Source organism: Paenibacillus sp. GCM10027630 (genome assembly GCF_042676305.1).
In the GTDB taxonomy this organism is placed as follows: Bacteria; Bacillota; Bacilli; order Paenibacillales; family NBRC-103111; genus Paenibacillus_S.
In genome coordinates, this window is the sequence record NZ_JBHTGY010000013.1 from 1 (window position 1) to 15456 (window position 15456).

At 48.1% G+C, this 15456-nt stretch carries 10 protein-coding genes; 2 read left to right on the forward strand and 8 right to left on the reverse strand.

What is annotated here, in order from left to right; all coding sequences use genetic code 11:
- Positions 1-171: 171 nt before the first annotated feature.
- Positions 172-3489, reverse strand: coding sequence for an S-layer homology domain-containing protein (locus ACFQ0C_RS07185; RefSeq protein ID WP_379365358.1), 3318 nt, complete (start codon positions 3487-3489; stop codon positions 172-174).
- A gap of 955 nt (positions 3490-4444) precedes the next feature.
- Between ACFQ0C_RS07185 and ACFQ0C_RS07190 the strand changes: the two genes are divergently transcribed.
- Positions 4445-5206, forward strand: coding sequence for a YqcI/YcgG family protein (locus ACFQ0C_RS07190; RefSeq protein WP_379365359.1), 762 nt, complete (start codon positions 4445-4447; stop codon positions 5204-5206).
- On the opposite strand, the gene ACFQ0C_RS07195 is transcribed toward ACFQ0C_RS07190, so the two are convergent.
- Positions 5203-6516 carry an amino acid permease gene (locus tag ACFQ0C_RS07195; RefSeq protein ID WP_379365361.1) on the reverse strand — a complete coding sequence of 438 codons (1314 nt, stop codon included), beginning with the start codon at positions 6514-6516 and terminating at the stop codon, positions 5203-5205. The genes ACFQ0C_RS07190 and ACFQ0C_RS07195 overlap by 4 nt on opposite strands.
- A gap of 89 nt (positions 6517-6605) precedes the next feature.
- On the reverse strand, positions 6606-7208 hold the full coding sequence (locus ACFQ0C_RS07200; RefSeq protein ID WP_379365363.1) for a spore coat protein: 603 nt from the start codon (positions 7206-7208) through the stop codon (positions 6606-6608).
- A 154-nt stretch (positions 7209-7362) separates the two neighbouring features.
- Here ACFQ0C_RS07200 and ACFQ0C_RS07205 point away from each other — a divergent pair, with 154 nt between their 5' ends.
- Positions 7363-7965 (forward strand): DUF1989 domain-containing protein, encoded by a 603-nt coding sequence (locus ACFQ0C_RS07205; RefSeq protein ID WP_379365365.1) that lies wholly within the window; start codon positions 7363-7365, stop codon positions 7963-7965.
- Between the two features lie 100 nt (positions 7966-8065).
- On the opposite strand, the gene ACFQ0C_RS07210 is transcribed toward ACFQ0C_RS07205, so the two are convergent.
- The 5 genes from ACFQ0C_RS07210 to ACFQ0C_RS07230 form a co-directional block, all read right to left on the reverse strand.
- Entirely contained in the window at positions 8066-8359 is a 294-nt protein-coding gene (locus ACFQ0C_RS07210) for a DUF6509 family protein (RefSeq protein ID WP_258217027.1), read from the reverse strand.
- Positions 8360-8464: 105 nt separating this feature from the next.
- A complete protein-coding gene (locus ACFQ0C_RS07215; RefSeq protein WP_379365367.1) occupies positions 8465-11368 on the reverse strand; it encodes a VWA domain-containing protein in 2904 nt (967 codons plus the stop codon).
- Positions 11352-13529 carry a vWA domain-containing protein gene (locus ACFQ0C_RS07220; RefSeq protein WP_379365369.1) on the reverse strand — a complete coding sequence of 726 codons (2178 nt, stop codon included), beginning with the start codon at positions 13527-13529 and terminating at the stop codon, positions 11352-11354. The genes ACFQ0C_RS07215 and ACFQ0C_RS07220 overlap by 17 nt, the downstream gene beginning before the upstream one ends.
- Before the next feature lie 33 nt (positions 13530-13562).
- Positions 13563-14456, reverse strand: coding sequence for a DUF58 domain-containing protein (locus ACFQ0C_RS07225; RefSeq protein ID WP_379365371.1), 894 nt, complete (start codon positions 14454-14456; stop codon positions 13563-13565).
- Positions 14453-15442 carry an AAA family ATPase gene (locus ACFQ0C_RS07230; RefSeq protein WP_379365373.1) on the reverse strand — a complete coding sequence of 330 codons (990 nt, stop codon included), beginning with the start codon at positions 15440-15442 and terminating at the stop codon, positions 14453-14455. Before ACFQ0C_RS07230 ends, ACFQ0C_RS07225 begins: the two co-directional genes overlap by 4 nt.
- Positions 15443-15456 lie beyond the last annotated feature (14 nt).

Below are 15456 nucleotides of genomic sequence, written 5' to 3' on the forward strand. Positions count from 1 at the left end.
GTCCACTACTCTTCGTCAGTTGCTAACTAATTTTTAAAAATTTTTAAGGTTAGGTGTGTTTGAGTTACTCAAAAGTCAGTTTAAAGCTTATTGACATAGTACGCTTATCTGTCAAAAAGGACCATTGCCAGTTGGCAATGGTCCTTTTTTCTTCTTACCGTATGGATAAACCTACTTATTAATCAAATTTGCCTGCTGCAGCAATCTTCTTAGCATCGCTGCCGTTTGAGCACGTGTAACATTATCGTCTGCGGAAATTTGTCCGTTATCACCTTGCAAAATATTATTCTTCACAGCAACTGCAAGATCTTTTTTAGCCCAGGCTGGAATCTTGGAGCCATCTGTAAAAAATTCCAATTGCTTAGTTGCTTCTTCTTCAGACAATCCATTGTTCAGCTTGACAAGAGTCAATGCACGTGCAACGATAGCCGCCGCTTCTTTTCTCGTAATCGTCAGGTTAGGACGGAAGGCCCCATCCTCATAACCGCTGATTAATTTGTAAGACACGCCCGTTTGTACGACACCAGCAAACCAATCGGATGCTTGAATATCCTTTGGAACATTGTCCCCTACACCCGGCTTCAAACCAAGAGCTCTAACCATAATAGCTACAAACTCTGCACGAGTGATCGCTTTGTCCGGTTGGAAAGATTGATCGGTTACACCCTGAACAATTTGTCTGGACGCCATATCATTCACGTCTTGTTGACTCCAGCTAGTTTCTACATCTGCAAATTTTTTGGGACTAAATACCACTGCGTAACTGCTGTTGGTTAAGCTGTTAATGACCGCAATCGTTTTGCCATCGATCGTCACCAACTTGGTTGGCACATGGGTTAGAGTTCCATCTGCATTCAGTACAACAGCTGTTGTTGCCTGGGAAGCACCGGTTCCAGCCGGTAGAGCAATCTGACGTTCAACATAGCTCTGAAATTGGTTAACCGTTACCGATTTACCCTCCCATGTCGCTGTAACCTCAAAATCAATAGGCTTACCCACTAGTGTCATACTTCCACCGGCAGCTGATTTTTCTATAGTTGCAGCTATCGTCGGCAGAGACGAACCTATTTTAATACTGATCTTGATATCTTCCAGCTTTACATTACTGCCCAACTGAGCGGAAATACTGCTGACATTAATTTGCGAGGCCGGAAGTGTGTAGGTTGCACGATCTGTTTTGACCTCAATCACAGCCTGTTTGCCTTCCATTGCTTTCACCAGCTTGCCGTTCAATTCACCGATAACTACATCTGCGTTACCTGTAACCGGAATCGACAGCAGCTTATTCGCTTCTTTCTCCAGTTGAGCGATCACTTTGTCATTGTCCACGGAAATGATTGTTACACTTTGATCCCCTATTTTGTCATTCTTTGCTGTAGCTGATTGATCTTGTACGACACCATCTACAACAATTTGCACACCGTTCGACTGAGATACCGAACTCCCGCCACTCGATGTTGTCGAATGTTGAGGTAACCGATTTACGTTAATTGTGTATGTTTTTGATGTCGTGCCATCCTGTGCAGTAACTCCAACTGTTACCACGTTAGTTCCAATATTCAGTGGAAGCTCCGACGAAGCCGCTCCACCTGCCATCACAACACCATTGACACGAATAGTTGCTGCCGGGTCGTACACGGTTCCAGTGACTGTCAAGCTGTGCGTACTGTTGGGCACAGTTGCTGCATACACGGTTGTATTGGACGCGAACGCTGGATCCAAGCTTCCTGCACTTATTGTCATTGCTTTTAAGTCTGCGTTGCTAGAAGGTAACCGGTTCACGTTGATTGTGTNTCCAGTAACTGTCAAGCTGCGCGTACTGTTGGGCACAGTTGCCGTATACGCGGTTGTATTAGATACAAACGCTGGATTTAAGCTTCCTGCACTTATTGCCATTGCTTTTAAGTCTGCGTTGCTTGATGCCACTACCGTAACCTGAAATCCTGTACTTGCCGATAAACCGTTAGCATCGGTTACAGTCAACCAAATAGACGTTGTTCCCGTTTGGCCTTGGGCCGGTGTAAGAGTTATCGTACGATTCTCGCCGCTGCCACCCAAACTAATATTTCCCAGTGGTATGAGTGTTGAATTGTACGTAGCTGCTGTAACAGTCAAGTTTCCTGCACTCGTTTCCGCATCGGATACGGTGAATGCCAGGGGGCCAAGGATTCCGTTTACTTTAACGCTTTGATATACAATGCTGCTTATTGTTGGAGGGGTATTTATATTAACCGTGTAGCTTTCGCTCATTATCGCGCTATCGGTCATTCCTGATTTCACAGCAATTGCCTTAATCGTTGTCGTGCTCATCACGCTGATTGGCGTACTATATAACGTACTGCCGACGGTCGGCGTGGTTCCGTCAATCGTGTAGTAAATCTTCGCATCCGGGGTCGGCGTGGATAAGACTACTGTCGTGCCTGCTGCCACCACACCGGAGGCTGGGCTCGCTGTTGGAGCAACCACTTGCTGTTGAACCGGGTTAGTGGCCACAGCCGTAGAAACCATAAAGGTACCCACCATAAAGGGACCAGGGCTTAAAGCTATTGGCTGAAGTACCGTGTTATCGGAAGTTCTGATCACGCTCATATTGCTGCTGCTATAATTGACCGTAAAGGCTCGTGTGCCATCTGCAGATATACCAATAACGTAGGGGTTAGCGCCAACATTGATGGTACTTACCACTGTATTATTAGTAGTATTGATAACAGAAACAGTGTTAGAAAAGGTATTCGCCACATAAACCCGGCTCCCGTCGGGAGAGACTTCAGTAGCGGAAGGGTATGAGCCGACTGTTATAGTTGCTTCCACAGTGTTGTCTGCGACTTTGATTACTGAAACTGAATTTCCTGACTGATTGGCTACATAAATCTTGGTACCATTGGGATTGACCGAAAGACCATACGGTCCATTACCTACCGTAATTTGACTAGAAACGGTATCGTTTGTAAGATCAATGACTGCTACTTTGCTGGCGGTTTGCTGTGTCAGAAACAGCTTCTGGCCTACTGTTACCATTGCTATAGGGTTTGCTGATACAGTTATTGTACCAGTAACAGCAAGCGTTGCAGTATTGATTACAGAGAGAGTGTTGCTAACCCTGTTAGCTACATAAGCTTTGCTGCCATCTGAGTTAAAAGCTACCCCGTGAGGTTCTGCACCCACCGTTATTGTACGGATCACCGTATCGGTAACCGGATCTATAACCGATACAGTGCCGCTGGACCGATTGGTTACAAAAACCTGAGTACCATTCGGGTTGAACGCTGCACTGTTGGGTTGAGCCCCCACCGTAATTTTACCCAACTCCACCGTACCGTTTTCCAGATCTACCACATCAACCTTGCCGGTATTAAAGCTTGTAATGTAGGCTTTCTTTAATATATTGGTAGTGGCCGCAGAAGCGACCTTAAAATCACCAAATAAGGTTGATATCATACATAATATAAGGACAATTGCTGCAAGCTTAACTCTCTCATTTCTAAACATGTTTACCTCCAATAAATATGTATTAGCTCCCGGTGTTTATCAAAGCACACCAAAACAAGGGCTTCCATGTACCATCAGAAGCTCTTTCCTTTCCTCTACTTGCATTATTCGGCAAATTACGAATCCTCCTTTGGATTGCCACGGAATGAAATTTTTGCAGCCAAGATAACACGGTACTTAAGACCTATGATTTCTGTGCTTCAAAAAGGCGCTGATATCCTTCAGTCATTCAAGCAGCAGGAGCAGTCTTACAGCCATTATAAAGACTTTGCACTAAACAAAGACTAAACAAATATACATCTTAAGCATAAATTTACTCTATTTTCGACTGTTTGTTCAACAAAAAAGCTGTATATTCGACAAATTTTATAAATATTTAACATATAAGGACAATTCGAATTGTAAATAGTTACCAAATATTGAAAATCACGGATTCGCGTTTCGGCATTGCATGGCGGTCGATCAAACCTCATCCAGACATAAAAACTACATCCAAAGACCTATACAATCAGATATGACCCTAAGAACGACAATGGCAGCAAGCACAAGATATCATTCGATTCGAAGCCGTTGCCTACCCAAAAACCTGCAATTATACATCCTTTTAGTCGGATAATCGTAGTATTCTTGAATTCATGCAAATGTACATCTTTTTCCATTCTTAGCTAATACCGGTCCGAAACACATGAAAATTGCTGTATTTTTGCAGTTTATTCCTCTCACCCGCAAATTTCAGTAGAAAATAACTGCATATTCGCAGGATTTTATGCGGAGTGATGGTCGGAGAAGGGTCAAGCACTGATTTTGAGGTTGAGCCTTTATAAATATACAAAATTAATATAATTTCCCAAGCCCAATACACGCTTATATTCAGAATAATATAGAAACAAGGACATTCACCTAGTACTCCTCCTCTTCATACAGTATCACGAACTGATGAAGGAGGATCTATCACATGTCTGAGCTGTACACAAAAAGCTGGTTGGATGAGCGATTATTTGAGCTCGCGAATTGGCAGCAGGATGCATTTCAGCAATTCCAGGCGATGATTACCGATACTCATAATGAATACCCCTGTATCCCCGGGAGACAAGGCTTTATATCCGATCATCTGCGATTCGGCTTTGTCGGAGATCCCAGATCGCACACCTCTCCTCAAGCTCTCGCTTCCTTATTGAAGCAATACGGCCAATGCTCTAGAGCGACTGGCAAATATGCTTCACTGGTCATATTTTTCAATACGCCCTCAGCTTTATCCACTAATTATTCGATTCAAAATTACGAGGAATTATTCTGGTCGCTGCTTAGTCAGTTAAGCCAATACGACGAAAAAGAGTGGCCGAAGGAGATTTCGACGGATCCCTCCCATCATTCTTGGGAATTTTGCTTTGATGGGAATGCTTATTTCGCCTTTTGTACGACACCCGCCCATGCCATTCGCAAGAGCAGACATTTCCCTTATTTTATGCTCGCTTTTCAGCCACGATGGGTGTTTGAGGAGCTTAATAAGTCCAAATCAATCAGTCACAAATTAAAAAAGGCTATCAGAAGCCGTTTGGCCAAATACGATGGAATACCCGCGCATCCTTCCTTGAAAGGGTATGGTCAGGAGGATAACCTGGAATGGCAGCAATATTTCCTGCATGATGATAATCACATTCCCTCCAAGTGTCCCTTCACTAGAATGAAGCAAGCTATTAAAAAATTACACTTCTAAAGCGTGCTCCTCCATCTTGCTCTCATAAACCAGGTCACCGCAGCTATAATCACAACCAGGAGCAGACTCACTCCAAATCCAGGTCTGCTCGACGCTTCCAGCCATGTTCCCGAGACAGCCGCACCGATTAATACGAGAGCGATAAATCCTTTTATTTTAGCTCCAATGGATAGCTTCACCACTTTGGGGGCTGAGAGCAATATGATGGACCAGGTATACAAGAGCACTAATCCGGCCGCAGTTGCGATATGCTCGAATATATGTTTTGGTAACCATGCAACTAATAGGATGGATATAACTATTCCCACTAAAGTTAATCCCAAGGCAGGATAAGGGGTTTGGCGCTTCCCTATTTTGATGGAAAAGCAATTGGGGGCATCCCCATCCTCTGCAAGTGTAACCAGCATTAACGTTACCGCATATTGAGACGCAACCATTGTAGAAAACCCGGCTATAATAAGAACGGCATTGAACACATGCTCAAGGGCAGGTAAGCCTAAGCTTCTCAAGCCTAAGACAAACGGACTTTCCTCTTGCTTCAGCTGGTCCAAGGGGACAAGAACGAGCAGCAATCCGATTGATGCAATATAAAGAAAGGCTACTAGAGCAAGCATCAGCTTGCCGGACTTCGTCACTTCCTTAGGCTTACTTAAATCAGCTGCCATCAACCCCATCACTTCAATTCCTCCAAAAGCAAAAAATACATAGATGAGGCCCGTCCACATTCCTCTCCAATCAGGAGATAAAAACTTGAAAAGGCTTATCGAAGGCCCCGTTCTCGATAGTCCCCCATCGAACCAACCCAGCCAAATAGCCAGAGCAACTAAAATAAACATGACAATAGCGGCCACTTTGATAATGGACAGGATATCCTCTGTTTTCTCCAAGCCCTTGGTTCCCAGAATGATGACCGTAAGGCCAAGCGCGGCATAGATGGAGGTAAATATCCAGAGAGAAACTTGCGGAAACCAAAATTGCGAGAAAATGGAGAGCGCTGTTAGCGAGCTGCCTGAAATTAGCATTTCGGAAGTCCAGTAGAGCCAGCCGCTGCTGAATCCGGCCCACTGACCATAGACTTGTTTGGCATAGGTACGAAATGAACCCTTCTCCGGCTGAGCAGCCGTCATTGCAGCTAGAGCTTCAAAAACAAAATAACTGCCTAATACCGCAAGTACAAACAAGACCATCACGCCAAAGCCGCTTTTATGTATGGCAATACTTGAACCTAAGAAAAAACCGGTCCCAATGGTACACGCTACACCAAGCAACGATAAATGCCACCATTGGAGATGTCCTTGATGTGTTTTCATGCTTCTCCCTCCTCGTATCCAATTACTCCAAAACTTGAAGAACCTTACAAATTTTCTTGTAAGGTTCCCCGAGTATAAGAAGTTCAGAGTTATACGAGATATGGCGAAGGAGCATAGCTGTTCCGCATCTGCTGCATATCCTGTTGAGCCAGCTGAGGAACCTGGTAATAATGTCTTTTATTTTGATACAAAAACAGTTCGTAGCCCATTTCAATAAAATTAGGCACACTATCTGCCATCATTCGCCGAAGCACAGGATTCGTAATTTCTAATGAGGTCATCGCAAGCAGGGAAGCTGTTGATTTAATAAGCCCCAGCATGTAAGCGGAAATCCCCTGTCCATTGATTTCTTGAATAGACATCATCGGTTTCTTGGGTGCTGTTTGCTGCATTCCGTAGATCACTTGATTGTTTTGGTTCATCTTATACGAATGTGTAGGATGTGACGGGTCTCTGCCTGTGGAGAAAGCGTCAACTGTAATGTTGTACAAATCGGTAATAAACCGATGTTGCCGATAAAGAATCTGCTTCAACTCCTCGTCTTGTATAAATTGCTCGAACATGACGTATTGATCCAACAAACTAATGAAGCTTGATAAAATTTCATGAGAATCAAACATTTCATGACCACCATGATTCATCATGGAAGGCATTTGACCTGTAGGAACTTGATTTGAATAGGAAGTTTGCATGCGGTCTAATCATTCCCCTCTAATGTTTTACTACTCCCATATAATTCATTGTTTTCGGCTAAATTATTCACCGAGGCAAGTAAGCCATCTGGATAAGTTCACCTAGGGTTAGCCAAAATAAACTGTTAGGATGATCAGCAATAGGAGGGGTATCATGACTCAACAGCAAACCGTTCATGAATTGCTTATTCCTTCTAAGGAAGGGCGCAGCTTTAAGCTGGAAAAAGGACAAATCCTGAAAGTGATTGACGTAAACGGTCAGCAGGTGGCTGATTTGGTCGCATATCGGGAAAGTGATTCCAAGGAACGATTGGACCCTAGTGTGACCATGGATGCGCTGCGTACTATGAATATCAAGCCAGGCGACATTTTATATTCTAATTCGTATACACCGATGCTCACTCTTCTGGAGGACACCGTTGGTAAACATGATTTTATTAATTCCGCTTGCCGCCCTGAAATGTATGAGTTTTTATATAATAAGCCTAATCACCGGAGCTGTTATCATAATTTGAATACCGCTCTTTCCGAGTTCGGTATCCCGCAGCCGGATCAGCATTATCCGTTTAATATTTTCATGAACACGGTGATTGACGGAAGTGGAGATATTCAAATCGAAGCCCCCCTGTCCGCTGCCGGTGACTATATTACATTAAGGGCCGAAATGGATGTCATTATAGCTATTTCCGCATGTCCATGTGAGGAAAGTGTCTGTAACGGCTATCAATGTACGCCCATTAGTGTGGAAATTACATAGTTTTCTAAGGTTGCACCAAAAAGCTTAATTTCCAACAACTCTCAAGGAAGAAAATAAATAGAGGTTCACCAGATGTTATCCGGTGAACCTCATTAGGGAATTATTCAGGCAAATTATCCTTACAAAATGCGCTTAGTAAAGCTTCTTCATCTTCTTCCAAGTCGAAATCCAAATACTTGGCCGTATTTCTCTCGTAAATCTCGTATCTTAGAATTCCACTGAGACCTTCCTCCACACGGTAAATAACCCTTATATACAACCCGCTTTCAGAGTACAGCTCATCATCCTCAGGCACTTCAATATCCAGTATAAACTCATAGCGCTCCCCAGTTAAAATTTTAAAAGGATCCTTAACCTGTTCCACGCTAAAAGCAGTAATTGTTATTTCACTCATGCTATCATTCCTCTCTCGACCTTAACCCTCTTTGCCAAAACAAACTGTCTCTAAGACATTATACAGTAATCTGCAAGGAAGGAAAGGAGCGGCGGGACAAGCGGCTTACCTCCGCTTGCGGTTTTTGGCGGCGAGCAGACGGTTCATCGTCTGCTCGCCAGGCGCCGGAGCCTGCGCTTGCGGGCCGCTGGCCGCGCGCGGAGGCGCATTCGATGCCGCGCTTGGCGGCATCGGCGCTGCTCCGCCAGCACCTGCGGGCGCGCTGGCGCGAGCTGCAGCATCGGCGGCCTCGGCCGATGCGCCGCGTTCGAGCAGCGTCGCCCCGTCGCTGCTCGCGGCCCTTGCCGGGCGAGCGAGCCCGGCGAGGCGCTTGCGCTGCTGCAGCCGCTCGAGCCCGGCTGCGGCAGCCGCCGGCTCGGGCTGGAGCCGGCGGCGGGAGCGCGCCGTCCACAGGACGGCCACGCGCTCCCAAGGGATCGACAGCCGGCGCACCGCGATGTCGAGCAGCCAGAGGAGAAGCGCGACAATCAGCAGCGGCATCGACATGTCATGCGACTGCCGCTTAGGCTTCACTTCTCCTTGAAAGACCTCCTCCGGCCGTTCCAGGGAAAGCAGTCTCCCTCCCGTCAGCTCCGCCAGCTGCTTCAGCTTGCCTGCAGGATCAACCGGATTGATCTTATACTCCGGTGAATAAGGAATAACGAATCCGGTGGTGAAGCTGCCTAAGCTTTTTTCCTTATCGGATGCATCCTTCAGATCAATTTTCGCTAAATACACTCCCGGCTTCTGCACAGCCAGCTTCGATTCATATTCACCAGGAGCCGTTGGAGACAAAGAAAGCTCAGTCTTCCCCAGCGTGTCATCCGTTATCGATGCCTGAACATCGCCTTGAATGCCGGACAAACTGCTCTTAATGTCCAGCGTTGCCTCGTTACCGTTCAAATGGGAGGAGAGAGTAAACGGAGACGCTTGAAACTGCGGAAATGTCCACTTGATAATTTGACTGAATACATTGGAGAAACGTTCCCATGCAATCCAATCGGCTGACCACTTTCCGGTAATATCACTGGTCCAAGCAACGCTTCTTCCCGAGCCGTATTGCCATCTGGCAAGCAGCGGGTCCGGTTCAGGGCTCATAAGAGCTACCTCAGCCGTTTCCTTCGGGGTCACTGCTACATAAGCATTTATCTTCGGCACACCGTCTCCGAACAGTCCCTTCCACTCCCCAGTCTGTCCCAAAGCCGGTACAAAAGGTTGGTCTACAATATAGGTCCTCGCCATCATGACAGCCTCGCGGCTAAATATCGCCGGCAAAGTCGATTGGTCGTTCGTATAGTAGAACCGCCCTTTGGCCATCTTCGCAATGGACTCCAGCAGCTGCACATCCGACCCTTCGCCTACGGCAACCGATGACAGGGTCATATTATTTTTCAGCATGTTTGCCGTTAGCTGCTCATAGCTTTGATTCGTGGCTGATTGGCCGTCCGTCAGCAGAATAATATGTTTGCGCTGCGCCTCCACCTTCAGCATCCGCTGATAAGCTTCGTCTACCGCGGTATAAATTTCCGTGCCTCCGGCAGGTTGAATGGATTGGATCTGCTCCAGCACCTTCTTGCGATCGGTCAGCTTTTGCGGCTCGACAACCCACCACGGCGTCGAATCGAACGCCACAACACCAACGCTATCCTTCTCCCGCATCAGCTCCACCGTGCGCATCGCCGCTTCCTTCGCAAGCTCCAGCTTGCCACCTGCCATACTTCCGGAACGATCAATCACAAGAATCAGACCAAGCGAGGGGATCTCCCTTTTGCCCTGTAAATCCATGTAGACCGGGAGCGCTTTTTCAATCGGTGTTTTAAAATAACCTCCCATGCCGTAGCTGTCTTCCCCACCCAGCATCATTAGCCCTATCCCGTAGCTGCTGACAGCCGTTTCGATCATTTCCATTTGTGGTCCTGAAATCCTGGTTGCGGATACGTTGTTTAAAATAATGCTGTCATAACCGGCATAATTGGCCATCTCGCGCGAAAGCATTTCCGGTGGAATAACCTCATAGCCGATAAAGCTCGACTTCAATACGGACTCAATGTTGCCGGAGCTGCCCGTCACACCTTCAACAACAAGTACTTTGGGCGGTCCCGTCACCCTGCTAAAGGCATACCCTATATTGTTCTCTGCCTGCTCATCCTCGGCAAAATACAGCTCAGCACGGTAACGGTGAAATCCTGCTTCCTTCGCAAGACTCTGCAAAACAAACCGGTTATCCCCCCGCTCAAGCGTGACCGATTGCTTCGATATTTCCTGATTTTCTTCATAAATCCGCAGCTCTCCCGAACCGGCAAAAGTGCTGGCAATCGCAATTTCCAATGTATATTTCTCGCCTTGGTACAGCTTCTCAGGCAGCTTTAGGCTATCGATAGAAACGTCTTTTTTCGCGGATTTAGGTAAAGGCAGAACATCTACCGGAATTCCTTTGTCCTTCAGCAGCTTTCCCTGCCTCAGCAGGTCTCCGACATTCTCATTGCCGTCCGTCAGCAGCACGACCCGCGGTGTGGACAGATCAGGCAGCATGGAGCCAGCCAACTGCAGCCCTTGAGCCAGGTTGCTGAACTGCCTGTTGACTTGGCCCGTAAAACTGAACTCGTTCAGGCTTTGGGAAGTCAGACTCCGCTCCACAATTGCATCCAAGCCTGTAGAAATGACGCCGATCTGATCGTCCTTTGCTTTGGCATCCGCGGATGCCTTCAGCCACTGCTCGTAAGCTTTGCTTGTCTGCATGCTGTCCGAGCGGTCGATCACATAATAGACAGCCTTCTGTTCCAGAGTCGCAAACCATTGAATACCGCTAAGCGATAAAATCAACAGCAACAAAATCGTCGTCCGCAAGCCGACAGCTAACGCTTTGCGTGTGCCGAGCAGCTGCAGCTTGGTTCGCCACATCCATATGGCAAATCCAATCAGCGGGAGCAACAGCAGCAGAAACCACGGCTCTTTAAATTGAAGTCCCACGCCGGTACACCCCCCATTCCACAAGCATCAGGATTGTTACCAGCAGCACAGCCCAACGGACCAACGAGTAGAGTGATTGTCCGTTATTGGCATTGGTACCGGCATCGGATGCTTTGCCTTGGCTGCCAACTTCGTCTCCAGCTGATGAAGGCTGTGTGGACTGACCGCTTGCATCATTGGACCCGTCATTAGTCTGAGGCTGTGTTTGTATGCCCCCATTTGCAGCCGCGGAGCCCTGTGCAGCCAAAACAGGTTCCTGCTGGGGCATAACAGCCGTTTCCCTCGGATCAGCCGTGACCTCAAGATAAGTTTTGCGCTCAGTCGAGTTGCTGCCTGCCCCAGCTCCCGCAGCCGTATGCTCCACAAATTGATACAGCCCCGGCCGGTTCGGCACGGTCTGACTGCTCGTTACGGCGCCTTCCGCCTTCTCAGCCGCAATAACCGGCTGCGGATCGCCGACGATATCGAGCGGCAGCCACTCCGCTGAGGCCGTCTTGCCGGAGAGCGGAATGTCTATGCGCTCTCCGGCAACAGCTCTGCCTAAGCTGACAGCTTGGCGGCTGCCGAGCCATTCAACGGCGTTCTGCACCAATACAGGGAACTCTGAGCGCAGCGGCAGATCCGATTGATGCAGGTCAAATGCAAACAGCAGCCTGGGCTGTCCTTTATCTGATCCTGCGTAGACGATAGGCTGTGATCCCAGTGAGATAACAGCTTTTCCCCAAGAGACAGCTTCCTGCTTCTGAAGCTTGGCAATATGCGTATCCTGCAGCCGGATATACTGGGTTACAGGATGATCAATAATCTGATACTCAGCCGCAGGCGCATTCACTTCTGCCATTTGTGACGGTGTGTGAATATACCAAACCGGCTTTTGCTCCAGCAGCTCCTGCCATGCTTTATCAGCAATGTCCGCCGCCTTCACCGAATCAAGTACGACCAGATCAACCCCGCTGCGAGGCGGTGTTAAGGGTCCAGCCCCGCCTGTCTGCACCTTGGTCACTTCCGCGTGTGATAGCTGAAGCGCCTTCTCCAGAAAAACGTTGCCTTCCGTCACAAGCAGCACCTTTTTGGTCCGCTCCCCCGGTAAAAAGGCGAAAGCTTGATTATCAGCCGCCAACGCATCCTTTATATTAACCGTCAGCTTGTAATAATCGGCTGATTGAAGCTTGTCGAAGTAGAAGGTTTTCTGCTCCCCGGGCTGCAAGGATTCATGACGGACATCCCCTAAGCTGCTGCCGCTATAAAGCTCAATATCGAACTCCTGCTTGTTTGATCCTTCGTTTTTCAGCATAGCCACAGCATGGATCAGTTCTACGCCATTAGCGCTTGATGTACTTGCATTTGATGCTCCTCCAGTTGAACCGTTTGTGCTTGTCGATGTAGGCGAGCCCTCTGTACCAGGCGAGCCATTTGAAATTGCCGATGTACCCATTACACCTGAAGGCTTGACGCCGAACTGAACAACACGCACATTTTCAACGCTTTCCCCCGCTTGTCCAGCACGTATCACCTTTACCGGAACACGAAAGGACAGCCCAGCTATCGAATCCGTCCATTGACCGTCTGTATACACGCGGATTTCTGAATCCTTATCATCCTGAGTGAGCGCTGCTGCTAAAGATAGGGTCTCTTTATAGGCTGTTTTCCCATAATATGGAGTTACTTCATTTAGTGCAGCCTGAATGGCATCCCTCTTTATCTCACGAGATACGAGCACATCCGGCTCGCCTCCCATCGTAATCAATGTGATTGCGCTGCTGGAGGCGTCCTTTTTCACAAGCTGAGCTATGTCCTGCTTCGCCTGCTCCAGCCTGCTAAGCAGCTGTCCGTTCTCACCCTTGGCTGAGGTTAATGTCTCCATGCTAAAAGAGCGGTCAAGCACGACCACAACATGGTTTTTGGCCCCTCCGGAGCTCCATATAAAAGGCTGCATCAAAGCTAACACCAGTAAAGCAGCGATCAGCAGCTGGAGAAGAAGCAGTAAATTGTTGCGCAGCTTTTGCCAAGGGGTATTTGCCTCCAGATTGCGAAGCACTCGATTCCACAGCAGATGGCTGGGCACGATGGTGTCGATATATTTGCGTTTTAAAATATACATAAGAACGATCACAGGCAGCGTCAACCCGAACCACAGGCTGAGGAGCGACTGGAATTGCATGGTTGTCACCTCTTACTTTTATGTCCAAATTCGCTACAGCAACACACCGCTCTGCCGAAAAGCACGTTGAACCGTATCCAGGAGAGGCGTATCCGTTACCGTTAAGACGTAAGTCATATTACGTTCATGGCAAAAGCGCTGCAGACCTCGCGTGTACTGCCCAACCGCCTCCTGGTAGGCCTTGATGATTCGGCCGGTAACCGCGACCTCCTTGCCCGAGAGAGATTCACTATCGATGAGTCGCAGGTCACCGGCTAAATCAGGATGCATCTCCTTCAGGGAGAGCACCTGCACAACTACAACCTCCTGACGGGCGGCAAGCAGATAGGAGAGCGACTCCTCGACCCCTGATTCATATAAAAAATCAGAAAACAGCCATGTCACACCTGGCTGCCTGGGAAGCTGGGCAGGCTGCATCATGGCGGCTGCCATGTCACCTGACGACTCGACAGCTGCCTGCTCCAAAAACTGCACAAGCCGGTGCATCGATCCCTTGCCCCGCAGCATAGGCAGCTGCCGATCGATCTGGTCGCTGAACAGCCGTGTGCTGACTCGGTCATAGCCGGCAAGCGCGATATACCCTATGCAAGCAGCCAACTGACGGGCATATAAAAATTTGTTCGCTGCACCATCGCCGAAATCCATAGACTGTGAGCAGTCGATATACAAGTTCACCTGCAGCTCCTGCTCATCCATGAACTGCTTAATAAAGGGCTTGCCGGTTCGCCCGAACACATTCCAGTCAAACTGGCGTGTATCATCGCCCGGGGTGTATAAGCGGTAATCTGCAAACTCCTGCGAGGAGCCGAGCTGTTGCGACCTTCGTTTGCCCTGCATCGTACCGCGAACCCGGCTCTTGGTGGAAAGCTGCAAAGCATCCAGACGCAGCATCAGATTGGAATCCAGCAGCAAACCCGACTCGTTCATCGGCTTCTCTCCAAGGAAGCAATAATATCTTGAACAAGCGTATCCGTAGATACGCCCATGGCTTGACCCTCGAAATTCAGGAAAATCCGGTGGCGCAGCGCAGGTACGGCAACCTTTTGAATATCGTTCACGGAAACATGCAGCCTCCCCATGCTCAATGCGCGCACCTTGCTGACAGAGATAATAGCTTGCAAACCACGTGGACCGGAGCCATACCGAACGTATTTCCGAACCGACTCCGGCGCTTGGGCTTCAGCAGCATGGGTCATCATAAGCAGCTGCAAAGCGTAATCCAATACATCGTCGGCTACCAGAATATCCTTCGCACCACGCTGGATTTCTTCCAATAAAGCACCGTTCGCTGCTGTATCAACTGTGGTTTCGTAAGCTGATGTAGTCCGGATAATAATTTCCTTAAGCTCTTCTCTCGTCGGGAAAGTGACGTTGATCTTCAATAAAAAACGATCCAGCTGAGCTTCCGGCAGCGGATAGGTGCCTTCGTTCTCCAGCGGATTTTGCGTTGCCAATACAAAGAAAGGACGAGGAAGCTGATGCGTTGTGGTGCCGATTGTCACCGTCTTCTCCTGCATAGCTTCAAGCAAAGCGCTTTGTGTCTTAGGTGTGGCACGATTAATCTCATCGGCCAAAATCAGATTGCCAAAGATAGGGCCTGATTGGAATTGATAGGAGGTCTCTCCCTTGGTGCCAAACTGAATGATGTTGGTTCCGGTAATATCCGCAGGCATTAAATCAGGAGTAAATTGGATACGGGAAAAATGGAGGTCAAGCGTATCGGCAATAGTACGGACCAGCATCGTTTTGCCAAGTCCCGGGATTCCTTCCAGCAGCGCATGTCCTCCGGTAAAAATGCACCAAAGAATTTGCTCGACTACCTCCTGCTGACCGACAATGACCTTGCCGATCTGCTCCTTCACTGCCGCGAAGGTTCCCATCCATTGTTCCACTTGCGCTTTCGTCTCTATCATGGCTTCACCTTCAC